The sequence below is a fragment of the Streptomyces sp. NPDC001493 genome, from assembly GCF_053597235.1.
The window spans coordinates 94,884-120,037 of sequence record NZ_JBSFHV010000020.1 but is presented as its reverse complement, the minus strand read 5'-3'; the positions used below and the strand labels follow the sequence as shown (position 1 = coordinate 120,037).

The window sequence follows — 25,154 nt, the reverse complement described above, 5'->3', positions numbered from 1 at the left end:
CGCACGGACAGATGGGTGGGGTGGGGGGATGGGCTTCTTCGACGGCCTGTGGCCGGCACGTACGGCACAGTTCGAGTCGGGCAACGCGGCGTCGAACTCGATTCAGCTCTCACGGCGGAACGCGACGGTCTCGCTGACCAAACAGGGAGCGCTCACCGGGAACCTTCGGGTCAACCTCTCCTGGCGGATGCGGAGCTCCGACATAGAGGGCCGCTCGGGGCAGGGAAGCCTGTTCCGCAACCCGCTGAAGCTCTTCCAGCCCGAGGTCGTGCAGGCCCACACCCAGGGCATGGTCAACGTCGACCTCGACCTCGGGTGCATGTACGAGCTCATGGACGGCAGCAAGGGCGTGGTGCAGCCCCTCGGCAACCTCATCGGGGACCTGAACGAACCGCCGTACATCCGGCTCAGCGGCGACGACCGCTTCGGCGCCCCCTCGGGGGAGACGGTCTACGTCAACATGGACCACCGCGACAAGATCAAACGACTGCTCTTCTTCGTCTACATCTACGACCAGACGCCGGCGTTCGACCGTACGCACGCCATGGTCACGCTGTACCCGGGCAACGGCCCGCGGATCGAGATCGAGCTGGACGAGCGCGCGCCCGAGGCCCGCTCCTGCGCCGTGTTCACCGTGGAGAACGTCAAGGAGGAGCTGATCGTGCGCCGAGAGGTCAAGTTCGTCTACGGGTTCCAGTCCGAGCTCGACCGGCTCTACGGCTTCGGCATGCAGTGGGGCCGCGGCTACAAGTCACGTGCCTGAGCGCTCATCACCGGACGAACTGCGGGCCCTGCGGAGGCAGGACGAAATGCGGGTCCGGTGCGGGCGCGGCGGCTGCGGCGGGCTGCGGATACCCGTACGCGGGCGCGCTGGTCTCGGGCTGCGGGTAGCCGTAGGCCGGTGCGGCGGCGGGCTGCGGGTAGCCGTACGCGGGAGCGGTGGTGGCGGGCTGCGGGTAGCCGTACCCGCCCTCCGGCGCCGGCGGGGCCGCGGGCGGCGGCGGGTAGCCGTACCCGGACTGCGGCTGGGGAATGGTGAGGTCCGAGGCGTGCTCCGGCGCGGGACGGCCGGGCGCGGGTGCCTGGGCGCTCTCCGGCTCTCCGTCGGCCCCGGACTGTTCGGGCAGCGCCTCGGGCAGCCCCTCGGAGGACGGCCCGGGCTGCTGCTCGCCGTCGTCCACCGAGATGCCGAAGGCCGTCGCGAGCCCGATCAGCCCGGACGGATAGCCCTGGCCGACCGCACGGAACTTCCAGCCGTCACCGCGCCGGTAGAGCTCGCCGCAGATGATGGCGGTCTCCTCACCGGTCTCGGGCCGGACCTCGAACACGGCCAGCGGGGCGCCGTCCGGGGCCGCCGCGTCGTAGAGCGATATCCGCAGGTCGTGGACGCTCCCGAAGCTCGCGCCGTCCGAGGAGGCGGCGATCACCACCTGGTCCACCGAGGAGTCCAGCGCCGCCAGGTCCGCCTCGACCGTGTCCGTCAGCCCGTCGCCGACGCTCCGCTTCGGCAGCCGGCGCACATGGCCGGAGGGATGCCGGGGCTGGTTGTAGAAGACGAAGTCCTCGTCGAAGCGCACCCGGCCCGAGGAACCGAGCAGCAGGGCGGAGGCGTCCACGTCCGGGACGCCCGTCCCAGGAGTCCAGCGCAGCACGGCCCTTACGGCCGTGGCATCGAGGGGGACGTTCGAACCCTTCAGCATCCCTTGCGTCATGCCCGTCATCCTGCCTGCTGGCGGCTCCCCCGGACAACGCGGGGGCCGTGAACCGGTATCCGGCGGTAGAGCTGAGCTGCAGCACCCTACCGTGCCGGGGTCCTCCGACACGGGCGAGTTACCCGAAGTTCACATATGCGGGGAACTGTGGACACCCGTCCATACGTACTATTACCGGCCATGCGTTGTTCGATCGATCAGGCGGTACGGGGGAAAATCATGCGTCATTTCGGGCACATCTCGCCTGCTGCCCGGCAGGGACTGTTCTTCCAGGAACCATGCGAATTCGACGCGAACGCTCCTGCCCGCGTGCTCTCGGCCGCGCTGGGCGCCACGCTCTACGCTCCGGCCACCCGCCCCCGGCTCGCGGACGACGTCGTCAAACAGGCCGCGCGCGGCGTCGTCTCCATGGTTCTCTGCCTGGAGGACTCGATCGCCGACACCGAGGTGGAAGGCGCCGAGAGGAACCTGGTCGAACAGTTCGCGGACCTCGCCGAACGCGAAGCGGCGATTCCGCTCCTCTTCATCCGGGTGCGTGAGCCCGAGCAGATCACCGACCTGGTCGACCGCCTCGGCGCCACGGTCCGGCTGCTCTCCGGCTTCGTCCTGCCGAAATTCACCGAACAGCGCGGAGAGCTTTTCCTGGCGGCCCTCAGTCAGGCGGAATCCGCCTGCGGACACCGGCTGTTCGCCATGCCGGTGCTCGAATCGCCGGAACTCCTCCATCTGGAAACCCGTACCGAAACGCTCCAGGGAATCGCGCGTGTCGTCGCGACCCACCGCGAGCACATTCTCGCGCTGCGGCTCGGCGTCACCGACTTCTGCTCCGCCTACGGGCTGCGGAGATCCTCCGACATGACCGCGTACGACGTGCAGATCGTCAGTGCCGTCATCGCCGACGTCGTCAACGTCCTCGGCCGCGCCGACGGCACCGGATTCACGATCACCGGCCCCGTATGGGAGTACTTCCGCAACCAGGAACGCATGTTCAAGCCGCAGCTGCGCCGCAGCCCCTTCCAGGAGGGCCGGGCGGAGAAACTGCGCACCGCGCTCATCGAGCACGACCTGGACGGGCTGCTCCGCGAGATCGAACTCGACCGGGCCAACGGCCTCCTCGGGAAGACCTGCATCCACCCCTCGCACGTGGACCCCGTGCACGCGCTGTCCGTCGTCAGCCACGAGGAATTCAGCGACGCCCAGGACATCCTGCGCCCCGAGCGCGGCGGTGGCGGAGTGCTGCGTTCCGCGTATACGAACAAGATGAATGAAGTGAAACCGCACCGGGCGTGGGCCGAACGGACCCTCCTGCGTGCCGAGGTCTTCGGCGTCGCACGCGAGGACATCGGCTTCGTGGACCTGCTGGCCGCGGCCGGAGCGAAATGAGCGCGTACCGATGAGCGGGCGGGCGACGGAGAAAGAGACGGTGGACGTGGTGTGGTCGGGCAGCTGGGTGGCCGAGCGGCTGGGAGTCGCTCTCGCCGGTGACCAGGAGATCAGGGACATGCTGGGGCTCGCCCTGCGGCGCAACCCCCGGCGGGCCCATCTGCTGGTCTCCCACGTCCTCGGCAAGCACGTGCCCCAGCTCCCCTCCGTCGTCCACGGCGCCGGGGTCGACCTCGGCCGCCGGGTTCGCGACCTGCTCGGGCCCGAGGCCGACCGGGCGATCGTCCTCGGATACGCCGAGACCGCCACCGGACTCGGCCATTCGGTCGCCGACGGCATCGGCTCCGCGCCCTACCTCCACTCCACCCGCCGCCCGGTCCCCGGCGTGGTCCGCGCCGGCGGCTTCGAGGAATCCCACTCGCACGCCACCTCCCACCTGCTGCTCCCCGAGGACCCGGCCCTGCTCGCCCGCCCCGGGACGCTGGTCCTCGTCGACGACGAGTTCTCCACCGGCAACACCGTCCTCAACACCATCCGCGCGCTGCACGACCTCTACCCCCGCGAGCGGTACGTCATCGTCGCCCTCGCCGACATGCGGTCGGCCGAGGACCGGGGGCGGCTCACGGAGTTCGCCGCCGGGATCGGCGCCCGCGTCGACCTGGTCGCCCGCGGCACCGGCACGGTCGTGCTGCCCGAAGGGGTACTGGAACGCGGACAGGCCCTGGTGGCCGTACAGGAGGCGGTGGAGGCGGCGAAGGCCGCAGAGGCCGCGAAGGCAGCAGAGTCCGCAGCGACCGATGAGGTTGCCGCCGCCCGGGCCGTCCGGGTCGACCTCGGCTGGCCCGAGGGGCTGCCGGACGGCGGCCGGCACGGCTTCACCCCCGCCCACCGCGCCACCCTGGAACACGCCCTCCCCGCCATGGCCGCCCGGATCGCGGCGGCCCTCCACGACCCGTACGGCGGTGCCGCCTCCGGCTCCGGCGCCCCCGAAAGCGGTGCCGGCCCCCGCCGTGTCCTCGTCCTCGGCTTCGAGGAACTCATGTACGCCCCGCTGCGCCTCGGCACCGCCCTGGAACAGCTCCACGACGTGACGGACACCGAGGTCCGCTACTCCACCACCACCCGCTCACCCGTCCTCGCCGTCGACGACCCCGGCTACGCGATACGCAGCCGGCTGGTCTTCCCGGCCCACGACGCCCCGGCGGACGGCCCCGGCGACCGGTACACGTACAACGTCGCCGGAGCCGGCTTCGACGCCGTCGTCGTGGTGGTCGACTCGCACGCCGACACACCCGAACTCCATGCCCCCGAAGGGCTGCTGGCCCGCCTCGCCGCCCATGCCGGCCAGGTGCTCCTCGCGGTCATTCCCTCGTACACCCCCGAACGGCAGGAATTCACGATGCTGCCCGAGCCCCTCAGAGGCCCCGCATTCTCCTCGTACGCCGCCGAGGACGTCGGCTGGCTGCTCCAGGACCTCTCGGACACCGAGCTGGAGGCCCCCACGGAGGAACGCGAGGAGGCGATACAGAGCGGTGGCGCGCACTACGCCGAATCGCTCCCCGTGGAGTACCAGCCCAGCCCCGCCTACCAGGCACTCTTCCAGGCAGCCCTGGAGACCTCCGCCGCCCGCATCGCCCGCGCCGTCGGCACCGTCACCGAGACGGTCCTCGAAGAACGCGGACCCCGGCCCGTGCTGGTCTCGCTCGCCCGCGCCGGAACCCCCGTCGGCGTCCTGATGCGCCGCTGGGCCCAGCACCGCCACGGACTCGACCTCCCGCACTACGCCGTCTCCATCGTGCGGGGCCGGGGCATCGACGCCAACGCCCTGCGCTGGCTGGCCGCCCACCACGACCCCGCCGACGTGGTGTTCGTCGACGGCTGGACCGGCAAGGGCGCCATCACCCGCGAACTCGCCGTCGCCCTGGAGGAGTTCGAAGGGTTCAACCCCGAGATCGCGGTCCTCGCCGACCCCGGCGGCTGCGTCCGCACCTACGGCACCCGCGAGGACTTCCTCATCCCCTCCGCCTGCCTCAACTCCACGGTGTCCGGCCTGATTTCGCGCACCGTGCTCCGCGCCGACCTGGTCGGCCCGGACGACTTCCACGGCGCCAAGTTCTACCGCGAGCTGGCCGGTTCGGACGTCTCCCTCGACTTCCTGGAGACCGTCGCCGGCCGCTTCGACGAGGTCGCCGACGAGGTGGACGAGGAGGCCAAGGCCCTGCTCGCCGCCGACCGCGCCCCCACCTGGGAGGGCTGGGCCGCCGTCGAGCGCATCAGCGAGGAGTACGGCATCCACGACGTCAACCTCGTCAAGCCCGGCGTCGGCGAGACCACCCGCGTGCTGCTCCGCCGCGTCCCCTGGAAGATCCTCGCCGACCGAGGCGCCGGCGCCGACCTCGACCACGTACGGCTCCTCGCGGAGCAGCGCGGGGTGCCCGTCGAGGAGGTCGACGGACTCCCGTACAGCTGTGTCGGACTGATCCACCCGAAGTACACGCGGGGCGCGACCGGTGCCGACGGCAAGGCGGTGACGGAACAGTGACCGCACCGGGGACGAACCCCGTGGCGCTGGTCGCCAGCGATCTCGACCGCACCCTCATCTACTCCACCAACGCCCTCCAGCTCGCCATGCCGGACGCCGACGCACCCCGGCTGCTCTGCGTGGAGACGTACGACAGCAAGCCGCTCTCCTACGTCACGGAGACCGCCGGCGCCCTGCTGGAGGAGCTGGGCCGCACCACGGTCTTCGTACCGACGACGACCCGCACCCGCGAGCAGTACCACCGCATCAGCCTCCCCGGCCCGGCACCGGCGTACGCCGTCGTCGCCAACGGCGGGCACATCCTCGTGGACGGCGAGTCCGACCCCGACTGGCACGCCGGGGTCCTTGAGCGCATCGCCGCCGAGTGCGCCCCGCTCGCCGAGGTCCGCGCCCACCTCGCCGCCGTCTCCGACCCCGCCTGGCTGCTGAAGGACCGGGTCGCCGAGGACCTCTTCGCCTACCTCGTCGTCGAACGCTCCCGGCTCCCCGACGGCTGGGTGAAGGAGCTCGTCGACTGGGCCGACCCGCGCGGCTGGACCGTCTCCCTCCAGGGCCGCAAGATCTACGCGGTACCCCGGCCGCTCACCAAGAGCGCGGCCGTCCGCGAGGTCGCCCGCCGCGCCGGGGCCGGACTCACCCTCTCCGCGGGCGACTCCCTCCTCGACGCCGACCTGCTGCTCAGCACCGACCTCGCCTGGCGCCCCGGCCACGGCGAACTCGCCGACACCGGCTGGCACACCGGCGGCGTCGTCGCCCTCCAGGAGCAGGGCGTCCTCGCCGGGGAGGAGATCCTGCGCAGGTTCCTGGCAGCGACGCGCGGCTGACGAGAAGGGTCTTGGGCAACCAGGAGGCCATTGGGCAGGCTGGGCCCGAACGGCACGACGCCGCACCACCCACCGGCCCCAGGAGTTGCGCACGATGACCAAGGGCAACGAAACCCGTATGACGGACGAGCTGTACGCGTACGTACTCGCGCACAACCCGCCGCTCAACCCCGTCCAGCGCGAACTCGTCGCGACCACCTACGCCGAACTCCCGGACCGCGCGGGCATGCAGTCGGCCCAGGAACAGGGCCCCCTGCTCGCCTTCCTGGTACGGCTGACCGAAGCCCGGCTCGTGGTGGAGGTCGGTACCTTCACCGGCTTCGGGGCCCTGTCGATGGCGCGGGCGCTGGCGCCGGACGGGCGGCTGATCGCCTGCGACGTCTCGGAGGAGTGGACGGCGTACGCCAGGGCCGCCTGGGAGAAGGCGGGGGTCGCGGACCGCATCGACCTGCGCATCGCACCCGCGCTCGACACCCTGCGCGCCCTGCCCGAGGAGCCGCACATCGACTTCGCCTACCTGGACGCGGACAAGGGCGGCTACATCGCGTACTGGGAGGAGCTGGTCCCCCGGATGCGGCCGGGCGGCCTGATCGCCACCGACAACACCCTCTTCCACGGCGGGGTCGTGGACCCGCACGCCACCGGGGGAGCGGCGGCCATCAGGGAGTTCAACGACCACGTGCTCGCCGACGGGCGGATGGACAGCGTGCTGCTCACGGTCGCGGACGGGCTGACACTGTCGCGGAAACGGTGAATTCAGCGGTGAACGGGCGCGGGACCGGAGTGGCCTTCCTGGCCGCCCCGGTCCCGTTTCGTTCTTCGTGGTCCGTTTCGGCGTCCGACGGCCTCAGCCGCAGCAGCCCCCACCGCAGCAGCCGCCCCCGCCGCCGCCCGCCGGTGCGGGCGCGGATCCGGAGGAGGTGCCGCCCACGGCGACGGCGGAGAGCAGCTTGACGGTGTCGTCGTGGCCGACGGGGCACGTGGCGGGATCGGAGGACTCGGCCATCGGACGGCTGAGCTCGAAGGTGTCTCCGCAGGTGCGGCAGCGGTACTCGTAACGAGGCATGGACCAAGAGTAGGGCCGCCGGTCCGGCACGGGGTCGGACCGGCGGCCCTCGGTGGGCCCCGGAGGGGTGGTCAGCCGTGCGGCTGGGGCCGGGTCCCCGGCATCATCGGGGGCCGGTTGGCCCGGGTGCGGTCCTCGCGGGCGGCCTCCTCGGGATGACGGGCCCGCCAGTACGGGTTGTCGTGCGGAAGCCCGCCGCTGACCCGCCCGTACATCCCGAAGAACATCAGCATCAGCCCGACGATGAAGCTGAACAGCACGTTCTGCATCTCGAACGCGAGGAAGTTGAGCCCGGTGTCCAGCAGGGCCAGGTTCACGAACCCGCTGGCGATGAAGAGGACGCCGACCGTCATGTTCAGGGTGGACGCCTTGTTGCCGCCCACCACCATGCCGCCGAAGAGCAGCACCCCCACACAGATGGAGAGGATGCTGAGCGCGCCGTTGGTGTTGAGGCCGGCGACCGTGTCACCACCGGTGTCGAAGAAGCCGATCTTGTCGATCAGGCCGAGGATGCCGAAGACCAGAAGCACCAGCCCCATCAGCCCGGCGCCGATCCGGTAGACCTGGCTGAGCCGGTGGTCGACGGGCAGCTCCTCGTTGAGACGGGTGTGCAACGGCTTGGCCTTCACCGCCTCGGCCCGGTCGCGTCCGACCGCCTCGGTCCGCGCCTGCGCGGTCCTGGCTTCCGCGGTCCGGGCCTCCAGGGTCCGGGTGTCCACGGTCCGGGCGTCCACGGGTTCCGCCCGCGCTGGTCCGGCCTGCGCGGGGCGTGCCTGCGCGGGGCGTGCCTTGTCCTTGTGGAGCTTCATGGCGGCCTCCTCGGGAGGTACGCACCGGCGCACGGGCCTCCACGGAGGTTCGTACCGGTCCCTCTCCCTGGCGGAGGTTCGCACCGGCGCACGGATCACCTCCAGCATCCGCCCGGGAGCGGGGCGGGACAACCGGTGGCCGACTCCTCGACTCTTCGTGCGCCGCCGGTGACTCGCGCCCTCGGTCCCTCAGGTGGCGGTCGAGCCCGTCCCGAGCCCCTCGCGGATCGCGGAGACGACCTGGGCCGCCGTCTGCCGTACGGCCTCCGCCTCGGTCAGGAAGTGCCAGTAGTCGGGGTGGCGGACGTCCAGGGCGGCGATCGCACGGTCCAGCCGCGCCACCGCGTTGTCCAGCGGCCCGGCGTGGCGCGGATCGGGCGTGTTGCGGCCGGCCATCGCGAGCCGCTGGGCGTCGCGGACGGCGAACCGGGTCCGCTCGATCTCCTTCTTCGGGTCCTTCGCCACCGCGTCCAGCAGACGGAGCCGTTCCCCGGCCGCCGTCACCGCCTCGTCCGCGTGGTTGAGCAGCGCGCGGACCGTACCGAGCCGGGCGGTCGCGTCGGCCCAGTCCTGGTCCCTGCGGGCGGCGGCGGCCTCGGTGAGCTTTTCCTCCGCCCGGCGGACGTCCTCGCCCGCCTGCTCCGGAACGTGCTGGAGGTCCTGCCAGCACTCCTCGGAGAACCGCCGCCGCAACTCGCTGAGGATCGGCTCCACCCCGCCGGCCCGGGTGGTCAGGGCCTGCGCGCGGGTACGCAGCGACACCAGCCTGCGGTCGATCTCGGCAGCCCGCTCCGGCAGCCGCTCTGCCTCGGTGCGTATGGCCTGCGCCTCGCGGAGCACCTGATCGGCACGTTCCAGCGTCCCGGCGACCCCGTGGCGCCCGGCACCCTGGTTGAGCCTGGTCAGCTCGGGGGCGAGGGCGGCGAGCCGGGCCGCGAGATCGTCGGCCTTCAGGCCGGAGGCGCGTACGCCGTCCAGCGCGCCGGTGGCCCCGATCAGCGCCTGCCGCGCCCGCTCCACGGCCGGGGCCAGCCGGGCGAGCTGCGTCTCGGCGCTGCCGAGGAGGGGCCCGAGCCCCTGCGCGTACCGGTCGAGCTCGCCCTTGACCCGTACGAGAGTGTCCTTCGCCTGGGTCAGCTCCGTCGTGGCGCGGGCCGCGGCGGACGGCTCAAGGCCGTCCCGGTCCAGGTCGTGCGCGTCGACCGCGGTGATGTAGGTGTGGCTGACCTCGTCGATACGGCGACCCAGCGCGGCGAATTCCTCCACGGCCTGCCGGGCGCGCGGGGAACTGTCGACGGCCGTGATGGTCTCGATCGAGATCTCGAGATCGCGCTGCGCGCTGTCCAGCTCGTAGAAGGCCTCCGCGGCGGCGTCCTTCGCCGCCTGGGCGTCCGCCCGCCGGCTGCCCCCGTCCCGCCCGCCGAACCAGCGGCGCGTCCCGCCCCCGGCGAAGGCGGCGGGCAACGCGGCGGCGGCGAGCAGCGGGAGCGGCAGCAGCGCCAGCGCCACGACGTCCCGGAACGCCCCCGGGGTCCGGCGCGGCGCCCTGCTCGCCGTTCTGCTCGCGGTGGGCGGGACGGCGACGGCAGGTCCCCCGCGGACTTCCGCTCCCACCTGCGGCTGCGCGTCTGTCGCCGTCACATGCCTCTCCCGTGCCATTCGTCTCTGCCCGGTCCATTCTCCCACCAGACATGACGAATACCCGGGCCGGTTAGTTCGCGGTTCGGAGGCTGACTTCCCCGTTGTCGCTGCGCACCTTCACCACGTGCGGGCTGGCGTCGCTGCGCGGTACGTCGACGGAGACGTGCCCGTTGTCCGCCTTCGCGTCCACGGCGTACGCGATCCCGTCCCCGGGCAGTTCGATACGGGTGCCGCCGTTGTCGGTGTTCACGTCCAGCAGATCCGGCGCCGTGTCGAACCCGAGCCGGATCGACCCGTTGTCCGAACCGACCACCACGGATGGGCCCGAGATCCCCTTGGCGTCGATCGAACCGTTGTCGCTCGACAACTTCAGCTCGCCCCCGGCGTCCCGTACCACCACCCCGCCGTTGTCGGAGGACAGCTCCAGCCGGGTGTCGAACCCGGTCGCGGTCACCTTCCCGTTGCTCCCCGACGCCTTCACGGCCACCCCGCGCGGCACCTTCACCCGATGCCGGCCGGAGCAGTTGTTGACCACGCCCGTGCACTTCACCTTCAGCGTGAGGGTGCCGTCCTCCATCTTCCAGACCGGATCGGGCCCCGACCCGAACACCACCCACCCGTCCGTCTGCCGCTCCACCTCCACCTGGTCCACATCGGCCGGCACGAGCTCCAGCGAGGTGTTCGAGGTGTCGATCGTCAACGTCTTCCCCTGGAACGCGAACGACTTGTGCTCGACGGGCGCCCCGTCCACGTCCGCGCTCCCGCACCCACTGACCGCCACCGCGACGAGGAGCGCCCCGGCGGATGCGAGGAGCGCGGTGCGTCGGCGTGCGACCCGCGGGCGGGCGATGGGTCGGCGGGCGTGCGGCATGCCGGTGGTGTGGTCCACGGGTTCGGTCCCCCAGAGGTGCGCGGTGCGATGAAGTGCTCACCGGGGCAGTTCCCCCGGCCACCTTCACGTTATGCACCCCGCCCGTCACCCACGATGAGGCCGCCCACCGGCTTCGGGGTGGGGGTAACCCCCGTATCCGGCGGCCTCGGGACCGTCTCGGGACGGCCTCGGGGGCGGCGCGGCGGCCCGGACCTGCGGCTGCGGGGAATCGGAGTGTGAGCGGGGGCCCGACGCCATGTACGCTGTTCCTTCGTCCACGGGTGCGTAGCTCAGGGGTAGAGCGCTGCTCTTACAAAGCAGATGTCGGCGGTTCGAAACCGTCCGCGCCCACCAGTACGAAGGCCCCCAACCGATCATGGTTGGGGGCCTTTGGCATCTACCCGGAGTGTTTCGAAAGCGGCGCCGTCCGCAGGCCGGCACAGTACGGTCTGCTCATGCCGCCAGACTCCCCGCTTGCATGTCCCGATTGCGGTCAACCGATGCGGTTCGGAGCGTTCGCGCTCTGCCGTCGTGAGGACGACGGCAAGCGAGTCTGTCGCGGCGTGTGGGGTTGTCCGAAACGTCACGTCTGGTGGCAGTGGGCCGACCGACCAGAGGAAGCCCCGGAGCCCTGCCCGCACCCGGAACTCTTCGGCGGTTGACATCAGCCATCGACATCAACAGTGCTGGTCGGCGGCGGCATTGAGCGGCGAGCACGGCCAACGGTCATTGGCGCGAGACGCCATGAATGGGCTCCGATCCAACGTGCAAAGCGGATGTCGGCGGTTCAAAACGAGCCGCGCCCACTGAGGATGGATGACAGGGCAGACCAGCTTCGAGGACCCTCAGCCGATCGCGGCCGGGGGCCTTCTCGCATTCGATCCGGTGCGATCGGCGTCCTCGGGTGGGTTGCATCCGCGAGGGCCGGCTCAGCGACGCCCCGGAGCCGGCGGCGGCATCGCGTCGAGCTGTTGATGCAGCATGCTCGGTGACGCCCGCCGGGCGGTGCACGCCGGGTCGCCCGGCGGATGGGCGTACGCGTCGGGCCGGGCGCCGGAGGCGGAATGCCCCTCGGCGGCGACGATGGCGTTGCCGGTGATCACCCGGTCGCAGTCGACGCAGTACCGGGGGAAGGTCATCGGACGGCCCTCCACGCCCGGCCGAGCTGCACGGCGGTGGCGCAGGCGCGGCCTGCGCGGCACGTCGCGCACTGCTCGGTGTGGATGATCCACACGCGGTATGCGTGGTCTCCCTCGCTCAGCGGCTCGGTGGGGATCGTGCTCACCTGGTCACCGCCGGAACCTCGGGCATGACCCGGTACAGGGTCCACACGCCGCGCCGCTCGGCGCACGTGGAGTGCGCGAAAACGGCGATGCCGGATCCGGAGGACGTGGTGTGCATGCGGACGCACACATCGGCCCCGGGCTCCGGACAGTACGTGCACTCTCGCTCTTCCATCGGTCACCTCGGGTGTGACGGTTGCCCTGGTAGGTCCGTAGCGTCATTTCGCTGCGTAGCCCGCTGTCACACCCGATGATGTGTGTGCACGTCAGGTAGTGACTAGGCCATGGGGCGGCCATCGGCGGCCACGCATTGGCCACTGCTGGGAGCGCGACACATGACCCACCACACTGGTTCCGTAGGCCGTAACGATGCGCTGCGCGCCGCCCGCCTTCAGCAGGGGTGGCGTTCAGCCGAACGTGCGGCCGGCGCGTTTCAGCTGCGCGGCCAGCAACTGCTCGACGACCCGCACTTCACTGTGTCCGCGCGTACTTGGCGGCGGTGGGAGGGGTCCGCGCCCGGCTGGCCGAGCGAAGAAACCGCGATGGTGTTGCATGACGTGTTCAACCGGTGGCCCGAGGATCTCGGCTTCACCACGCCCCGGGGGTGGATCCGGCCCGAGCATCGCCAGGGCCAGGACGTGAACCGCCGTCAGCCATTTGTGTCCGTTACGGCCGCCGCGCTCGTCGCCGGATCCGTGGCGCCTCAACACGTGGACCCGGCACTGATTGACTATTTCCAGCAGCAGTTGGAAGGGCACTACCGGGCCGACATGTTCCTCGGCCCGCACGACCTGATCGGCACTGTGTCCGCGCAGTACCAGCTCATCGACAAGCTGGTTCGCTCGGCGAAGGGCGAGACGCGCCGTGGGCTCCTGCGCGTCGGGGCGGCCTACGCGGCGCTCGTCGGCTGGCTGTACCAGGACGCCGGCGAAATGAACGGGGCGGCGTTCTGGCGCGGGGTGACACAGGAGATCGCCATGCGGTCCCGGGATCCGCACCTCATCGGGTACAGCCTCGTCAACCAGGCGCAGGTCCGCACCGACTTGGGTGATGGGCACGCGGTCATCGATCTGTGCGAGGTCGCCCTGGACGACGCCGACCGGCTGGTCCCGAAGGTGCGGATCATGGCCATGCAGCAGCAGGCCCACGGCGCCAGCCTCATTGGGGAGCGCCGGGCCGTCGACCAGTTGCTCGATGACGCCGACCGGCTCCTGCCGCGCGTCGATGACGACCTGCCCTGGGGCAACGCCTGCCGCCGGACACCGGGGTACCTGGAGGTGCAGCGGGCTACTTGCTATGGGCGGCTCGGCCTCGGAGCCGAGGCCGGCGTGCTGTGGGAGCAGGTCCTCACCTTGGTGCCGGAGACCGCACGTCGCGACCGTGGGGTGTACATGGCCCGGCAGGCGACAGCGGCGGCCACGGCCCGGGAGCCTGACCAGGCGGTGGAGATCGCCCGGACCGTCGCGACGATCGCGCTGGAGACCCGCTCGGCAAGGATGCGCCGGGAGTTGGTCACCCTGGAGCGGGCGATGCGGCCGTGGCACGATGCCCCGGTCGGCCGGGACCTCGCGGAGGTCCTGGCACCGGTGACCGAGGGGAGCTGACAGTGGGCAAGGAACCGCTGACGGATAAGCAGATCGCGCAACAACTGGCCGTCCGACCGGGGTGGACGCGCTCCGGCGACGAGATCACCCGGACATTCGGGATCCGGTATCACGGGGGCGTGGCGATGATCGTGCACGTCGCGGACGTCGAGCGGCTCATCGGCCACCATGCGGACATCGACCTGCGCTGGGACCAGATCCGGTTCGGCATCACGACGCACGACGCCGGCCACAGACTGACCGAGGCGGACTTCGACCTTGCCGCACGCATCGATCAGATCGCCGCAGCCCATGGGGCGGAACCGCTCGATGCCTGACGCGGTCGCGGCAGAGGGGGCGGTCGGTGGGTGCGGCGGTAGTCATGGAGCCGTCGTGTTCGGCGCAGCCTGATCTCCGGAGCGGAATGCCGCACGCCGTGCACCACCATAGACTCGAACCCATGCTCGATCTGCCACCCGCTTTCGTGCGCCTTCGCGTGCTTCGTGCCCACCTCGCGCTCCAGTGCGCCGAGGTCGATCAGGCGTCATGACCCACCACTGTTGCGAGGAGATGGACCGCCGCGCGAACGTGCGCTGCGACCAGCACGACGCCCCCTTCGACTGTCCCGACGCGCTGATCGGATTCAGCGCCAAGTTCCAGGAGTACGGGCTGATCGTCCATGACGGCGGCACGTCGAGCATCAGCATCGACTTCTGTCCCTGGTGCGGACGGCGCCTCCCGGAGTCACAGCGGGACCGATGGTTCGACGAAATGGAACGCCGCGGGATCGATCCTTGGGGGGACGACGTCCCCGCCGAGTTCCAGGACGACCGCTGGCTCAACCCGCCGTCCCTGGGCTGACGGGTCGACCGCCTCCGTCCGAGCCCGCGATGCGGTGGTCAACGGGCGTTCAGTGGCAGAGGTTCGTGGTGGTGCCAGATGAGGTAACGGTCTTCCCGGCGCAGTTCCGCGGAACCCCATTCGACGCGTATCAGGCCCTGGTCCATGGAGCAGGCGTAGGCCACCAGGACGAGGTGGACGTTCTCCGGTAAGTGATCGAGTTCGGGATGGACTTCGGGCTCCGCGAGCTCGTCCATGCCGAGATCGAGCATCTGTTGCATGGGTTCGGGGCCGTGGCGCCGGATCAGTTCGGCGCGGAACCCGGTGGCCCGTCGTAGGCGGGCGGCGGTGACGGGGAGGTCCTTCTTGGCGTATCGGAGCGGATAGATCACGTGGTCGGCGACGATCATCACCGTGCGCCGGTGGAGGCGGACGGGGTGGGCGCCCGCCAACCGTCCCAAGCCGGCGGCGAGTTCCTCGTACTGCGCGGCGTGCAGCCCGTGACCGTACGCCTCCAAGGTCTGGGTGTGGACGCCCTCGTGCCCGTTGCGGGCTCTTCCGTGTGCCCGCAGGAGGCAGGCCGGGATCGCTTCCGTCAGGTCGCCGGCTGCGTCGCCGAACGTTGCACGCGCCCACGTACTCGCCGAACCCACCAGGTATCCCCACTCTGTTGAGCGGCGCAGTGCCGCAGCGCCGAGGAGTAACAACGTGAACCGTGCGCGGTGCGGGCGAAGCACGCAAGACGACAGCGGCGCACGGCGGGGCGCACGACCTTGCCGCCACTCGGTGGGCGGGGCGGCTGCGCCGTACCGAACCATGCCGCCCGGGGGCGCGTACTCCGTATCTCACCCGCGCACCCCACTGCGCCCCCAGCGCACCGGGAGTGAGCGGGCGCGCCTCTGCCGGGGGCATGTGCGCCTGCCGCCGGGGCAGTTGCCTCGGGCACCGTTGAGGGCGCGGGGGAGCCTGATCGTGGGGCGGCAAGGAGCGCGACGGCAAGCGGGGGCGACGGTGATCGTGGGACGACGAAGGGGTGGGTACGGATGGCGCGGATCAGATGCGGGGCCCTGACGCAGCGCAGGACCCGGTGTGCGAAGGAGGCGATGACGGGGACCTCGCGGTGTCACCTGCACCAGGGGGCCTGGTCGCCGTACGGGGTGGCGCGGCGCAAGCAGGCCGAGGCGAGGGCGGCGTTGCGGAGGCTGCGCAAGCAGGGATGAGGGGCGGTTCGCGGTTCGCGGGGGAGAGGCCGGTATGAGGGTGAGGGCCGGTACGGGGGGAGGGCCGGGGCGTGGGGGGCGTCCCGGCCCGTGCGGGCCGCTCAGCGGCGGTCGCCGGCGCTTTCGCGTTTCGTGCAGGCGCGGGTGTCGGGGCAGGCGCGGGGGAACCACCAGTACGGCGCGCCGAAGGCGGGTTCGTGGCGCTGTTCGCCGAGGTTGATGGCGGTCCCCGTCGACAAGGGGGCCGCGCACCAGACACACGACCAGCCCCGCTGTTGTTGTTCGGTCAGCTCGGATACCGGCGGCAGGTTCCTCACAGTCATGGCATCCCCGTGTCGTCATGGATCAGGTGTCGTCAGCATGCCGGGGCGAGAGGGGCACAACGCTCACAGTTCTGTGAGCGTGCACATACGAGCAGTGACCGCGAGGGTGGTGACCCTGCCGCGGAACGAGCCGGGCCCGGGCCGGGGGCTCAGAGGCCGATCCAGGTGGCCATGTGGCCCAGGGAATCCGGGGTGCGGCGCGAGAGGTGCACCAGCCCCTTGATCGTCTCACGGGCACCCGGGTGGTACCGGGTCTGCTCCGGGGCGGCATGCCGGGCGTCGGCGAGGGAGCCGAGGGCCGCCTCGGTGTGGCCGGTCTCCATCTCGCAGCGCGCCCGGTCGATGAGGAAGTGCGCGCGCCGCGAAGTGGCCAGCCCGGCCGGCAGCTTGATGCCCTGGGACTGGATCAGGGCATCGTCGTACTGGCGCATCTCGATCGCCGCCGACATGCGGTGCATCGCCACGTTGGTCGGGCCGAAGGAGAGCCAGTGGATCCGGGTCGCCTCGCCCGTGGCCCCCGCGCAGCGGGTGGCCTCCGCGATGTGGTCGTCCACCAGGGTCTGCTGCTCCGCGCGCGCGGCGATCACCGAAGCGCCGAGGTGGAGTTGGCCCCGCACGGCCAGTGCCTCCCGGTCCTCCCCCGCGGCGGACATGATCTGGTGGCCCGAAGTGATCAGCCGCTGCCCGATCCGGTACTCGCCCTCCCGGAAGTACACCAGCGCCCGCATGTACTGGCGGATCGCCGACAGGCACGGGTCGGAGGCGCGCCGGGCCGCCCAGTCCATCCGGTCCAGCGCCACCGCGGACAGGTCGTAGTAGCCGAGCTTCACGCTCACGTCGTGCGCCGTACGGTACGTGGAGGCGAGCGCCCGCCACAGCTCCGAGGACTGCGAACGCCAGGCCGCGGTGGTCAGTTCGGTGATGACGGACGGCAGCATCCGTGCCGCGTTGCGCAGATGCGTGGCCCGTACCAGTACGCAGAGGTGCTGCGCGGCCTCGACCAGCTGCTCGGGGGAACGTTCCGGAATCGTGTCGTCGCCGCCCAGGTCGTACAGGTCGAGCGCCTCGCGGATGGGCCTTATCAATTCGGTCAGCCGGTCCTGCTGGAGCTCGGTGACGTACGGCTGCCCCGTCAGAACCGACACGTCGATCCGCAACACCTGTGCCACCGCCGCCACGAAGTCGAGGTTCGCCGGTTTGGCACCGCACTCGACCTGGTTCAGCAGGCTGTACGAGTAGGGCAGGCGGGCGGCGAGTTGACGTTGCGTCAATCTGGCCAGCCTGCGCTGTTCCTTGATGCGGGTGCCGGTGTGCTCGCCGACCTGGCTGGGCATGCGTTCTCCGTTTCTACACGAGTCACCGGGAAGGTACCCGCGCTCACTGTGGGCGTGGGTGTCATCGGAAGCGATACCACCCGTTCCGGGGGCGTTTGCATCCGGAGAGGAGTGCGGGGTGGTATGGCCTGCATGACGACTCTGTACGTGTTCTGTTCTGCTGCCCCTCCGGTGTTCGACGTATTACGTGTAGTGAGAAATGCGCAGGCGCGCGGCTGGGACGTCTGCCTGGGCCTCACGCCGACGGCCGCGCGGTGGCTGGCGCCCCAACTGCCCGCGCTGGAGGAGGCGACCGGACGCCCGGTGCGATCCGAGTACAAGATGCCCGGAGATCCGGACGTCTGGCCTCCGGCGGATGTGATTCTCGTCGCGCCGGCCACCTTCAACACGCTCAACCAATGGGCGCTCGGCATCACTTCGACCTTCGTCGTCGGAGTGGTCGCCGAAGGCACCGGCAAGGACATACCGATCGTGGCCATGCCCTGCGCAAACGCCGCCTACGTGCGACATCCGCAGTTCAGGCGGTCATTGGAGACACTCCGCGAGGCGGGCGTGAACGTGCTCTTCGGGCCCGGCGGATTCGAGCCCAACCGGCCGGGCGAGGGGAGACCCGAGGAGTTTCCGTGGACATTGGCGCTCGATGCCGTGGACACCGTTGTCAGTTCGGCGCCGTAATCTGTACGCATGTCCACTTTTCCTCCGGCGCCTGCCCCCGTGCGCTCACCTGACGCGGTGAACGCGGACATCCGCGCACTGTGGCAGTGTTCGGGCGGACGGCTGTCGCCGGAGGGCGAAGCGACGTATCAGCGTCTGCTGGTCGAATGGGCGTCCGCGATGCACGCCGACATGGCGGAGGCGGCCTGACCGACGGCGCCCCCGCCGTCCCGGTGCTGCCGCCGCGGCGGCGAAGGCTGCTGTCGGCGTCGGTTCCGCCATCGGCACCGGCCTGTTCCCGGCCTGCCCGTCGGACCTGACGTGGTCCACGCGTCCCACACATCCCACGTGTTCGACGCGTTCCGTGCGTCCGTGCGTCCGTCGCCCCCAGGATGCGCACTCGGCGCGTGCGGGGCACCGTGGACGCATGGCTGTACACCCGCCCGTGATCGTCTTCCCGCCGTCGTCGAACGGCGCGCGGAGAGTGACGGTCCACGGGCGGATCGTGGGGCTGGCCCACGGCCGGGGAGAGGTGGCCGCACTTCTCCGTACGGCGGGACTCGTACCGGACGGGGAGGGAGCCGACCTTGATCAGCCCGACCTGATCGAGTGGCGAGGCGGAGACCTCGACACCTGGAGGTGAGCCCGTGAAGCTCCACCGCACTCCGCACGCGCGGACGTCGATCGAGCCGCCGCCCGGCTACTACACCCCGCACGCCACCCCGCCGGACGACACGCAGCGCAGCCTCATCCTGGACTGGGCCGTCACCCAGCGGATCGCCGACGGATGGCGGGTGGAATCGCGGTCCGGCGCGCAGGCCGTCCTCGTACACGGGCAGCCCCTCAACCACGTACTGCACGCCTTCCTGACCGTGTTCACCTGTTTCCTCTGGGGCCCTGTCTGGCTGGTGCTGGCCCTGGTCAACAGGGTCGAGCGGGCCGTTCTGACCGTGGACGCGCAGGGGCACGTCGTCACTGTCGTCGCCACGCGCTGACCCGGGCGTGCGGGCCCGGTCGGCTGCCTCTCCGATTCCGTCTCGCGGTGCTGTTTCCGTACCGCGGTGCGGCTTCCGTACTTGCACCGCGATCCGTGGCACGAAGGAGTGTTCATGACGCAGTCGGCATCCACCCCCGGAGGACCGCGGGAGACGACGGACGGGGCGGGGGGACCGGGGCGGGCAGGCGGTCGGGACGGGACACCGGGAGAGGGCGGTACACCGGGAGGGGGCGGTACCCCGGGCTCCGGCGGCACCCCGGGCGGGGGCGGGAAGGGGCAGCAGCCGGGCGGGCACTGGGCGGCGGCCGGAACGATGTTCGCGGGTGTGCTGCTGCTCGTGGACGGTGTGCTCGGCATCCTCAAAGGCGTCTCGGGCATCGCCACCGACGACGTCTTCGCACGCATCAACCACTACGTCTTCAAGTTCGACCTGACCGCGTGGGGCTGGATCCACCTGGTGCTCGGGGTGATCCTCGTCGTCGTCGGCTGGAGCATCCTCAAGGGCGCAGGCTGGGCGCGCGGGGCGGGCGTGGCGCTCGCCGCCGTCAACCTGATCGCCAACTTCCTCTGGCTGCCCTACGCGCCCATCACCGCCCTCATCTCCATCGGCATCGACGCGGTGGTCATCTGGGCCCTGTGCACGGACCGCCGGGGTGCGGTGATCTGAGGGCCGCATTGCCCGGCGGCGCAGTCGCGGTACCGGGGTGCGAAGCCCCGTCCGGGCCGGTTGTCAGTGGTGGGGGTCACACTGGAGTCATGTGCCGCAGTATCAAGACGCTCCGACCGCCGGCCCTCCCCGAGGAGGCCACCGAAGAGGACATGAGAGCCGCCGCCCTGCAGTTCGTCCGCAAGGTGTCCGGCTTCCGTGCCCCCGCCGCGCACAACCAGGAGGTGTTCGACCGGGCCGTGGAAGAGATCACGGCCGCCACGCACCGGCTTCTCGACGGCTTGGAGGTCCGGGGTGCCCACACGGCCGCCCACGGCTGAGGGCGTGCACGGCTGTGCGTACGCCTGAGGGGAGTGCCGGACGAACGGTGTCCGGGGCGTTCAGGGGGCCGGGGTGAGACCGGCCGGAGCCGGTGCGGCCGTGGCGGCCGCCTCGGCCAGTGCCTGCTGGGCCGCAGCCGCCGGGCGGCGCATCACGAACGCTGCCAGGCCGCCCGCGACGAAGAGCGCGAGTACGGAAATGGCCGTGCCGAACCAGGTCGCGCCCAGCCACTGGCCGCCGAAGTAGCCCAGCCCGACGCTGTAACCGGCCCAGGCGACACCCGCCACGGCCGACCAGGGCAGGAACTCCTTCACCTTGCGGTGCGCGGCGCCCGCGCCCAGCGAGACCACGGACCGGCCCGCCGGGGCGAACCGCGCGATCACGACGAGCGCGCCGCCGCCGCGGTTGAGCGCCGCGCCCAGGCGCTCCTGCGCCGAGGTGAGACGCCGGGACCGGGCGATGGCGCGGTCCAGCCGTTCGCCGCCGCGCCAGGCGAGGCGGTACGCCACGAGGTCGCCGAGGACCGAGGCGGCCGCAGCGCTCAGCGCGAGAAAGAGCAGGGACGGCGCCGCGTGGACCGCCGCGCCGGGAGTACCCGCGACCGTGGTCGAACCCGCGGCGGCGGCGGTGGCCGCGGTGATCACCAGGACACCGCTGGGGAGGACGGGGAGGAACACGTCCAGGAGTACGGAGAGGCCCACCACCAGGTAGACCCATGGGCTGCTTGTCAGCGCACCCACACTCTCAAACACGTCCTACTCCCCGGTTCGTATCAACGCCGCGACGTCGCAGGGGAGCGGCAGGAGCGGCAGGGCCAGCTGTACAGCCTACGCCTGCGGTTCACCCGTACGTAGTCGGGGGAGCGCGGTGTTGTGCAGCTCACGTACACCGTCGGGAGGGCTGCGGCCGAGGTCCGGGCGGGCACACGCGCGGGAGCCCGGACCCGCCGGGGACACGGCGGATCCGGGCTCCGGGAACGGCTCTGAAGGCGCTCCGGTCAGACGGCCATGGTGGTGGCGGACCGGCCGGACGGTCCCGCCGCGTCACCGGGCAGGCCCGACCCGCGTCGCAGCAGCCGGTCCACGGCCGCCGCGCCGGGGCCCGTGAAGGCCAGCAGGAGGAACACCCAGCAGAAGATCGCCGACGCCTCGCCGTCGTTCTCCATCGGAAGGAGACCGTGCGACTGGTGCACCGAGAAGTACGCGTAGGCCATGGAGCCGGAGGAGACGAACGCCGCCGTACGGGTGCCCAGGCCGAGCGTGACCAGGACGCCGCCGAGGAGCTGGATGACGGCCGCGTACCAGCCCGGCCAGACTCCGACGTCGGTGGAGGGGCGCCCGAGGACCCCGAAGAGGGAGGCGGCGCCGTGGCAGGCGAAGAGGAACCCGGCTACCACGCGGAACAGGAAGAGCGCCCAGGGCTGAGCCTGTTCGAGGGCCGGATGCGGGGAGGTGCGGGGGGACGGGAGCGGCGTGGGGGACGCCGACGACTGTGACGACGGGGGCGACTGTGATGACTGTGCCGACGGGGACGACGGGGACGACGGGGAAGACGGGGGAGACGGGGACATCGGAAGAAACTCCTTCGGTCATGGAACGTGCAACCGATCGAGTGCCTCAACCTAGGGCGGGTGCGGGGCTCCGGAAGGGAGGATTCCGGGGATGATCGAAAAGGGGCCGCAGCCTCTCGGTCGGCGAGCGTTTCATGGTCGTTTCCAGCCGGAGTCCATCCGGGGAGGCCGCGGATTCCCCGATGTCCCTCTCTCCGTCACCTCCGTGGCCTCACTGGTCCCGCCCGTCTCCCGCTTCTCGGCGGGCCCTGTTCCAGGACGAAGCCCCGGGGTACCTGCCCCCGGGGCTTCGGATCGGATCGTCTGTCCGTGCGCCCAAACACCCGCCGTCATCGCGGCGCGCTTCGTGGCGGGGGCGCTGGGCCGTTTCCCGTCCGGTGGGTCAGCAGCCGTTGAGGGTCGTCGTCAGCGCGGTCTTCTCCGCGGAGTCGATGGTCAGCTTGTAGTAGTACTTCACCTGCACCCAGGCCCGCACGTAGGTGCAGACGTAAGCGGCGCGGGACGGGAGCCAGGCGGCGGGGTCCTTGTCGCCCTTGGACTGGTTGACGTTGTCCGTCACGGCGATCAGCTGCGGGCGCGTCAGGTCGTTGGCGAACGCCTGGCGCTGGGCGGTCGTCCAGGCGTTGGCGCCCGAACGCCAGGCCTCGGCCAGCGGGACCATGTGGTCGATGTCGAGGTCGGAGGCGGCGGTCCAGGTCGCGCCGTCGTACTCGGAGTACCAACTGCCGCTCGTCGCCGAGCAGCTGGTGTTGGTGACGACTCCGCTTCCGTCGCGCTTCAGCACGGTCTCGCGGGTGTCGCAGGCGCCGGACTGGGTGATCCAGTGCGGGAACAGGTCACGGCTGTAACCGCTCGTGGTGCCCGCCGCCGCGACCGTCAATTGGCCGAGGTAGGTACGGGCGGTGGCGGCGCTGACCGGGGTCGGCATCGCGGCCTGGGCGGACGGTGCGGTGAGCAGCCCGGTGGCGGCGGCGAGCGCGGCGGAGGCGGCGACGACGGCTATGCGACGCGCGTAGAACCTTGACATGCGAACTCCTCTGATGTGGGGGTGCGTTGGCCGGGCTGCGTGGGGTGGAGCCCGGTCATCGTCGCGGTGCCAGGTTTCTGTGGGGTGGGCACCAGGTAACAGCGTGACGACATGAGCACGTCACATCAAGGGGTCGAACAAGGCGCTCTGACGTTCGATCAGGCACTCGTGGGAGTGGGTTGATTCGGTGGAGGGCGATTCGGGGGAGGGCGTCTCCTCCGTGCGCGGATGCGTCATCCTCCCGGACGCGCCGAAGCCCGCCGGGGGCATGAGCGCCCCGGCGGGCTTCGGGTGTGGCAGGTGCGGGCGGGGCGTGCGCGCCCCGGTTGGTCAGCGGCCTTCGCGGATGTGCAGCTTCAGCGAGCCGTCGGCCAGGGCCTCCACGCGGACCTGGGTCAGGTCGTCGACGTGGGCGTCCGGGGAGAGGGCCGCCGCGCGCGGGCCCACGCCCACGACGCGCATGCCGGCCGCGCGGCCGGCGGCGATGCCCGCCTCGGAGTCCTCGAACACGATGCAGTCGGCGGGGGCGAAGCCGAGCTCGGCCGCGCCCTTGAGGAAGCCCTCCGGGTCCGGCTTGCTGGCGCCGACGGACTCGGCGGTGACGCGGACCGCGGGCATCGGCAGCGCGGCCGCCGCCATCCGGGTTCCGGCGAGAGCCGCGTCGGCCGAGGTCACCAGGGCGTGCGGCAGGTCCGCGAGAGCGGCCATGAACGCCGGGGCCCCGCCGACCGGCACGACGCCGTCGGTGTCGGCGGTCTCCTCGGCCAGCATCACGCGGTTGTCCGCGTGGTTCTGCTCCATGGGGCGGTCCGGGAGGAGGATCGCCATCGTGGCGTACCCCTGCCGCCCGTGCACCACCTTGAGCGCAGCCTCCGGGTCCAGCCCGTGCTCCACGGCCCAGCGGCGCCAGCAGCGCTCCACGACCGCGTCGGAGTTGACCAGGGTTCCGTCCATGTCGAGGAGGACGGCGTTGGCTGCGAGGACGGTGGCCGGCATGAGCGAGCTCCAGAGCACGATGTGCGTAGGGGACGCGTGCGCCACGGGCGCGAAGACGTGCGGCGCACGAAGAACAAGAGCAGCCCCGCCCGCCGGTCAGGGAGTGCGGGCGAAGCCACTTTGTTCCATCACGATACAAAAACCTGTCCCGGAATGCCAATCCCTCCCGGACAGGGCACCGGCCGGTCGGTCAGTGCCTGCTCTTCCCGGTCGTCGCCCCCTCCAGCACGCTCCGGGTGTTGGGCCCGTACACGCCCGAGGGGTCGCCCTCGATGTGGTGGATCGACTGGTACGTCGACACGGCCATCTCGACCCGGTCCGTGTAGTTGGAGTCGATCGCGCCGTAGAAGAGGTGTGCCTGCCGGAGCCGGGTCTGGAGTTCGGCGACCTCCGGTCCGTAGTCACCGCGCTGCAGGGTGGCGGCGGCGACGCCGGCGGGCGGTGCGGTCGTGGCCGAGGGGGAGGCGTCGACCGGCGGGGCGGAGGTCGGATTGCTCGGCGTGGGCGACGGCATCCCGGCGGAGGCGGTCGGCGCCGCGCTCACCCCGGTGGCCGAGGGGGAGGCCGAGGCCGAGGCCGACGGGGAGGCGGAGGCCGCCGAGGCGGAGGGCGAGGCCGTGACGGAGGTCGACGCGGAGGCGGACGGGCTTGCCGGGGCGTCCGTCGCGTCGGCGGTCGCGTCCGGAACGCTCGTCGTGGTCCCGGGCAGGCTCTCCTGCTGGGCGGCCTCGTCGCCGTCGAAGACGCCGCCGAGGACGGAGGCGGTCCCGATCATCGCGACGACGGCCGCCGCCACCCCCAGCGCGACGAACGGGCTCTTGCGGCGGGGCTGGACGGGGTCGGGCTTCGCCTCCCCGGCCCCGCCACCCGCCGGAGCGGACCCCGGTATCGGCGCGGGCGCGGCCGGGGGCATCGGCCCGGCGGGCCGGTTCGCCCCGCGCTCGGCCGGAGGCACCACCGGCAGCCGCATCGTCGAGTCGGCGGGGACGGGGGCGGGGGCGTCCGTGCCTTCCGCGCCGCCCGCCGGAGGCGCCTCGACGCCGTCGGCCACAGCCCCACCGGCCACCACAGCATCACCAGCCACTGCAGTCCCGCCTGCCACCGCAGCGCCTTCAGCCACCGCGGCCCCGCCGGTCGCCGCACCCTCGCCCCGCTCCGAATCCTCGGAGTTCGGCAGCGTCACGTACGGCCTGATCCGCAGCGGGTCAAAGTCCTCGGCGGCTGCCACCTCGGCAGCGACTCCGGGCTTCCCGCCCGCGCCACCGGCAACGTTCCCGCCGGTGGCCCCCGCCCCGGCCGGTACCGCTCCCGCGCCTGCGGCGGCGCATCCGCAGGCCGGTGCCGCGCCCGGCCCGGGTCCCGGCGGTCTGCTGTCGCGCAGTCCGCCGCAGTTCGGGCACGTCTGTCCCGTCATCGTGGGTCCCCTCCCCTTGAATTGTCTTGGATTATGCAGGTCGCCGAGCGTGCGTTCGACGCGGCGTCACCGCTCAG

General features: G+C 71.5%; 28 protein-coding genes and 1 tRNA gene. 15 read left to right on the top strand and 14 right to left on the bottom strand.

The genetic code is table 11. From position 1 onward, the window contains the following. The first annotated feature begins 28 nt into the window (after positions 1 to 28). Positions 29 to 763: a TerD family protein gene (locus ACWCWD_RS26415; protein WP_450776304.1), complete on the top strand. Its 735-nt coding sequence runs from the start codon at positions 29 to 31 to the stop codon at positions 761 to 763. Between the two features lie 7 nt (positions 764 to 770). Here the strand turns inward: ACWCWD_RS26415 and ACWCWD_RS26410 are convergent, their stop codons facing one another. Then, entirely contained in the window at positions 771 to 1,721 is a 951-nt protein-coding gene (locus tag ACWCWD_RS26410; protein ID WP_450776302.1) for a TerD family protein, read from the bottom strand. Between the two features lie 210 nt (positions 1,722 to 1,931). On the opposite strand from ACWCWD_RS26410, the gene ACWCWD_RS26405 reads away from it, so the two are divergent. From ACWCWD_RS26405 to ACWCWD_RS26390, 4 genes are all read left to right on the top strand, one after another. Next, positions 1,932 to 3,095, top strand: coding sequence for an HpcH/HpaI aldolase/citrate lyase family protein (locus tag ACWCWD_RS26405; protein WP_450776300.1), 1,164 nt, complete (start codon positions 1,932 to 1,934; stop codon positions 3,093 to 3,095). 10 nt (positions 3,096 to 3,105) lie between these two features. After that, positions 3,106 to 5,637, top strand: coding sequence for a phosphoribosyltransferase (locus tag ACWCWD_RS26400; protein WP_450776298.1), 2,532 nt, complete (start codon positions 3,106 to 3,108; stop codon positions 5,635 to 5,637). A 26-nt stretch (positions 5,638 to 5,663) separates the two neighbouring features. Next, positions 5,664 to 6,461, top strand: a complete 798-nt coding sequence (locus ACWCWD_RS26395) for an HAD family hydrolase (protein ID WP_450776404.1) — start codon at positions 5,664 to 5,666, stop codon at positions 6,459 to 6,461. 94 nt (positions 6,462 to 6,555) lie between these two features. Next, positions 6,556 to 7,215 (top strand): O-methyltransferase, encoded by a 660-nt coding sequence (locus ACWCWD_RS26390; RefSeq protein ID WP_450776296.1) that lies wholly within the window; start codon positions 6,556 to 6,558, stop codon positions 7,213 to 7,215. Positions 7,216 to 7,308: 93 nt separating this feature from the next. Here ACWCWD_RS26390 and ACWCWD_RS26385 read toward each other — a convergent pair whose 3' ends face one another. The 4 genes from ACWCWD_RS26385 to ACWCWD_RS26370 form a co-directional block, all read right to left on the bottom strand. Next, complete coding sequence (locus ACWCWD_RS26385; RefSeq protein WP_390965195.1) at positions 7,309 to 7,527, bottom strand: FmdB family zinc ribbon protein; 219 nt, start codon at positions 7,525 to 7,527, stop codon at positions 7,309 to 7,311. Between the two features lie 71 nt (positions 7,528 to 7,598). Continuing rightward, the gene (locus tag ACWCWD_RS26380; protein WP_450776294.1) at positions 7,599 to 8,336 is read right to left on the bottom strand and encodes a DUF4383 domain-containing protein; all 738 of its coding nucleotides are present in this window, start codon (positions 8,334 to 8,336) and stop codon (positions 7,599 to 7,601) included. Positions 8,337 to 8,525: 189 nt separating this feature from the next. Then, positions 8,526 to 9,977 carry a hypothetical protein gene (locus tag ACWCWD_RS26375; RefSeq protein WP_450776292.1) on the bottom strand — a complete coding sequence of 484 codons (1,452 nt, stop codon included), beginning with the start codon at positions 9,975 to 9,977 and terminating at the stop codon, positions 8,526 to 8,528. 70 nt (positions 9,978 to 10,047) lie between these two features. Next, entirely contained in the window at positions 10,048 to 10,848 is an 801-nt protein-coding gene (locus tag ACWCWD_RS26370; protein ID WP_450776402.1) for a DUF4097 family beta strand repeat-containing protein, read from the bottom strand. Between the two features lie 279 nt (positions 10,849 to 11,127). Here ACWCWD_RS26370 and ACWCWD_RS26365 point away from each other — a divergent pair. After that, positions 11,128 to 11,202 (top strand) — tRNA-Val (locus tag ACWCWD_RS26365). Positions 11,203 to 11,777: 575 nt separating this feature from the next. On the opposite strand, the gene ACWCWD_RS26360 is transcribed toward ACWCWD_RS26365, so the two are convergent. Beyond that, positions 11,778 to 11,987 (bottom strand): hypothetical protein, encoded by a 210-nt coding sequence (locus tag ACWCWD_RS26360; protein ID WP_450776290.1) that lies wholly within the window; start codon positions 11,985 to 11,987, stop codon positions 11,778 to 11,780. Positions 11,988 to 12,466: 479 nt separating this feature from the next. On the opposite strand from ACWCWD_RS26360, the gene ACWCWD_RS26355 reads away from it, so the two are divergent. The 3 genes from ACWCWD_RS26355 (at position 12,467) to ACWCWD_RS26345 (ending at position 14,575) form a co-directional block, all read left to right on the top strand. Then, positions 12,467 to 13,735 (top strand): Twin-arginine translocation pathway signal, encoded by a 1,269-nt coding sequence (locus ACWCWD_RS26355; protein WP_450776288.1) that lies wholly within the window; start codon positions 12,467 to 12,469, stop codon positions 13,733 to 13,735. A 2-nt stretch (positions 13,736 to 13,737) separates the two neighbouring features. Further along, positions 13,738 to 14,052: a 4a-hydroxytetrahydrobiopterin dehydratase gene (locus ACWCWD_RS26350; RefSeq protein WP_450776286.1), complete on the top strand. Its 315-nt coding sequence runs from the start codon at positions 13,738 to 13,740 to the stop codon at positions 14,050 to 14,052. A gap of 208 nt (positions 14,053 to 14,260) precedes the next feature. Beyond that, positions 14,261 to 14,575: a DUF6980 family protein gene (locus ACWCWD_RS26345; RefSeq protein WP_450776284.1), complete on the top strand. Its 315-nt coding sequence runs from the start codon at positions 14,261 to 14,263 to the stop codon at positions 14,573 to 14,575. Between the two features lie 38 nt (positions 14,576 to 14,613). Here the strand turns inward: ACWCWD_RS26345 and ACWCWD_RS26340 are convergent, their stop codons facing one another. From ACWCWD_RS26340 to ACWCWD_RS26330, 3 genes are all read right to left on the bottom strand, one after another. Then, on the bottom strand, positions 14,614 to 15,207 hold the full coding sequence (locus ACWCWD_RS26340) for a hypothetical protein (protein ID WP_450776282.1): 594 nt from the start codon (positions 15,205 to 15,207) through the stop codon (positions 14,614 to 14,616). Positions 15,208 to 15,875: 668 nt separating this feature from the next. Continuing rightward, positions 15,876 to 16,097 carry a hypothetical protein gene (locus ACWCWD_RS26335; RefSeq protein WP_450776280.1) on the bottom strand — a complete coding sequence of 74 codons (222 nt, stop codon included), beginning with the start codon at positions 16,095 to 16,097 and terminating at the stop codon, positions 15,876 to 15,878. 149 nt (positions 16,098 to 16,246) lie between these two features. Continuing rightward, positions 16,247 to 17,431 (bottom strand): helix-turn-helix domain-containing protein, encoded by a 1,185-nt coding sequence (locus ACWCWD_RS26330; protein ID WP_450776278.1) that lies wholly within the window; start codon positions 17,429 to 17,431, stop codon positions 16,247 to 16,249. Between the two features lie 123 nt (positions 17,432 to 17,554). Between ACWCWD_RS26330 and ACWCWD_RS26325 the strand changes: the two genes are divergently transcribed. From ACWCWD_RS26325 to ACWCWD_RS26300, 6 genes are all read left to right on the top strand, one after another. After that, positions 17,555 to 18,106 (top strand): flavoprotein, encoded by a 552-nt coding sequence (locus tag ACWCWD_RS26325; protein ID WP_450776277.1) that lies wholly within the window; start codon positions 17,555 to 17,557, stop codon positions 18,104 to 18,106. A 9-nt stretch (positions 18,107 to 18,115) separates the two neighbouring features. Further along, the gene (locus ACWCWD_RS26320) at positions 18,116 to 18,295 is read left to right on the top strand and encodes a hypothetical protein (RefSeq protein ID WP_450776275.1); all 180 of its coding nucleotides are present in this window, start codon (positions 18,116 to 18,118) and stop codon (positions 18,293 to 18,295) included. A 217-nt stretch (positions 18,296 to 18,512) separates the two neighbouring features. After that, positions 18,513 to 18,728: a hypothetical protein gene (locus tag ACWCWD_RS26315; protein WP_266703803.1), complete on the top strand. Its 216-nt coding sequence runs from the start codon at positions 18,513 to 18,515 to the stop codon at positions 18,726 to 18,728. 4 nt (positions 18,729 to 18,732) lie between these two features. Beyond that, a complete protein-coding gene (locus ACWCWD_RS26310) occupies positions 18,733 to 19,080 on the top strand; it encodes a hypothetical protein (RefSeq protein ID WP_450776273.1) in 348 nt (115 codons plus the stop codon). 315 nt (positions 19,081 to 19,395) lie between these two features. Then, positions 19,396 to 19,749 carry a DUF7144 family membrane protein gene (locus ACWCWD_RS26305; RefSeq protein ID WP_450776400.1) on the top strand — a complete coding sequence of 118 codons (354 nt, stop codon included), beginning with the start codon at positions 19,396 to 19,398 and terminating at the stop codon, positions 19,747 to 19,749. A gap of 89 nt (positions 19,750 to 19,838) precedes the next feature. After that, entirely contained in the window at positions 19,839 to 20,069 is a 231-nt protein-coding gene (locus ACWCWD_RS26300) for a DUF2277 domain-containing protein (protein WP_327175540.1), read from the top strand. A 60-nt stretch (positions 20,070 to 20,129) separates the two neighbouring features. Here ACWCWD_RS26300 and ACWCWD_RS26295 read toward each other — a convergent pair whose 3' ends face one another. The 5 genes from ACWCWD_RS26295 to ACWCWD_RS26275 all read right to left on the bottom strand — a co-directional run bounded on the left by ACWCWD_RS26295 (position 20,130) and on the right by ACWCWD_RS26275 (position 25,077). Further along, positions 20,130 to 20,822 (bottom strand): DedA family protein, encoded by a 693-nt coding sequence (locus tag ACWCWD_RS26295; protein ID WP_450776271.1) that lies wholly within the window; start codon positions 20,820 to 20,822, stop codon positions 20,130 to 20,132. Between the two features lie 245 nt (positions 20,823 to 21,067). Further along, on the bottom strand, positions 21,068 to 21,475 hold the full coding sequence (locus tag ACWCWD_RS26290; RefSeq protein ID WP_450776398.1) for a DoxX family protein: 408 nt from the start codon (positions 21,473 to 21,475) through the stop codon (positions 21,068 to 21,070). A gap of 547 nt (positions 21,476 to 22,022) precedes the next feature. Beyond that, positions 22,023 to 22,667: an HNH endonuclease family protein gene (locus ACWCWD_RS26285; RefSeq protein ID WP_450776269.1), complete on the bottom strand. Its 645-nt coding sequence runs from the start codon at positions 22,665 to 22,667 to the stop codon at positions 22,023 to 22,025. Between the two features lie 330 nt (positions 22,668 to 22,997). Beyond that, entirely contained in the window at positions 22,998 to 23,663 is a 666-nt protein-coding gene (locus ACWCWD_RS26280; RefSeq protein ID WP_450776267.1) for an HAD-IA family hydrolase, read from the bottom strand. 190 nt (positions 23,664 to 23,853) lie between these two features. Then, entirely contained in the window at positions 23,854 to 25,077 is a 1,224-nt protein-coding gene (locus ACWCWD_RS26275) for a peptidoglycan-binding domain-containing protein (protein WP_450776265.1), read from the bottom strand. Positions 25,078 to 25,154 lie beyond the last annotated feature (77 nt).

What these genes read in the sequence shown, in the direction of transcription:
- ACWCWD_RS26380 (WP_450776294.1), bottom strand. Translation starts at nt 8,336, where the DNA reads ATGAAGCTCCACAAGGACAAGGCACGCCCCGCGCAGGCACGCCCCGCG.
- ACWCWD_RS26345 (WP_450776284.1), top strand. Translation starts at nt 14,261, where the DNA reads ATGACCCACCACTGTTGCGAGGAGATGGACCGCCGCGCGAACGTGCGC.
- ACWCWD_RS26330 (WP_450776278.1), bottom strand. Translation starts at nt 17,431, where the DNA reads ATGCCCAGCCAGGTCGGCGAGCACACCGGCACCCGCATCAAGGAACAG.
- ACWCWD_RS26410 (WP_450776302.1), bottom strand. Translation starts at nt 1,721, where the DNA reads ATGACGGGCATGACGCAAGGGATGCTGAAGGGTTCGAACGTCCCCCTC.
- ACWCWD_RS26315 (WP_266703803.1), top strand. Translation starts at nt 18,513, where the DNA reads ATGGCTGTACACCCGCCCGTGATCGTCTTCCCGCCGTCGTCGAACGGC.
- ACWCWD_RS26370 (WP_450776402.1), bottom strand. Translation starts at nt 10,848, where the DNA reads ATGCCGCACGCCCGCCGACCCATCGCCCGCCCGCGGGTCGCACGCCGA.
- ACWCWD_RS26385 (WP_390965195.1), bottom strand. Translation starts at nt 7,527, where the DNA reads ATGCCTCGTTACGAGTACCGCTGCCGCACCTGCGGAGACACCTTCGAG.
- ACWCWD_RS26305 (WP_450776400.1), top strand. Translation starts at nt 19,396, where the DNA reads ATGTTCGCGGGTGTGCTGCTGCTCGTGGACGGTGTGCTCGGCATCCTC.
- ACWCWD_RS26325 (WP_450776277.1), top strand. Translation starts at nt 17,555, where the DNA reads ATGGCCTGCATGACGACTCTGTACGTGTTCTGTTCTGCTGCCCCTCCG.
- ACWCWD_RS26275 (WP_450776265.1), bottom strand. Translation starts at nt 25,077, where the DNA reads ATGACGGGACAGACGTGCCCGAACTGCGGCGGACTGCGCGACAGCAGA.
- ACWCWD_RS26415 (WP_450776304.1), top strand. Translation starts at nt 29, where the DNA reads ATGGGCTTCTTCGACGGCCTGTGGCCGGCACGTACGGCACAGTTCGAG.
- ACWCWD_RS26355 (WP_450776288.1), top strand. Translation starts at nt 12,467, where the DNA reads ATGACCCACCACACTGGTTCCGTAGGCCGTAACGATGCGCTGCGCGCC.
- ACWCWD_RS26280 (WP_450776267.1), bottom strand. Translation starts at nt 23,663, where the DNA reads ATGCCGGCCACCGTCCTCGCAGCCAACGCCGTCCTCCTCGACATGGAC.
- ACWCWD_RS26405 (WP_450776300.1), top strand. Translation starts at nt 1,932, where the DNA reads ATGCGTCATTTCGGGCACATCTCGCCTGCTGCCCGGCAGGGACTGTTC.
- ACWCWD_RS26300 (WP_327175540.1), top strand. Translation starts at nt 19,839, where the DNA reads ATGTGCCGCAGTATCAAGACGCTCCGACCGCCGGCCCTCCCCGAGGAG.
- ACWCWD_RS26320 (WP_450776275.1), top strand. Translation starts at nt 18,116, where the DNA reads ATGTCCACTTTTCCTCCGGCGCCTGCCCCCGTGCGCTCACCTGACGCG.
- ACWCWD_RS26285 (WP_450776269.1), bottom strand. Translation starts at nt 22,667, where the DNA reads ATGTCAAGGTTCTACGCGCGTCGCATAGCCGTCGTCGCCGCCTCCGCC.
- ACWCWD_RS26390 (WP_450776296.1), top strand. Translation starts at nt 6,556, where the DNA reads ATGACCAAGGGCAACGAAACCCGTATGACGGACGAGCTGTACGCGTAC.
- ACWCWD_RS26335 (WP_450776280.1), bottom strand. Translation starts at nt 16,097, where the DNA reads ATGACTGTGAGGAACCTGCCGCCGGTATCCGAGCTGACCGAACAACAA.
- ACWCWD_RS26400 (WP_450776298.1), top strand. Translation starts at nt 3,106, where the DNA reads ATGAGCGGGCGGGCGACGGAGAAAGAGACGGTGGACGTGGTGTGGTCG.
- ACWCWD_RS26360 (WP_450776290.1), bottom strand. Translation starts at nt 11,987, where the DNA reads ATGACCTTCCCCCGGTACTGCGTCGACTGCGACCGGGTGATCACCGGC.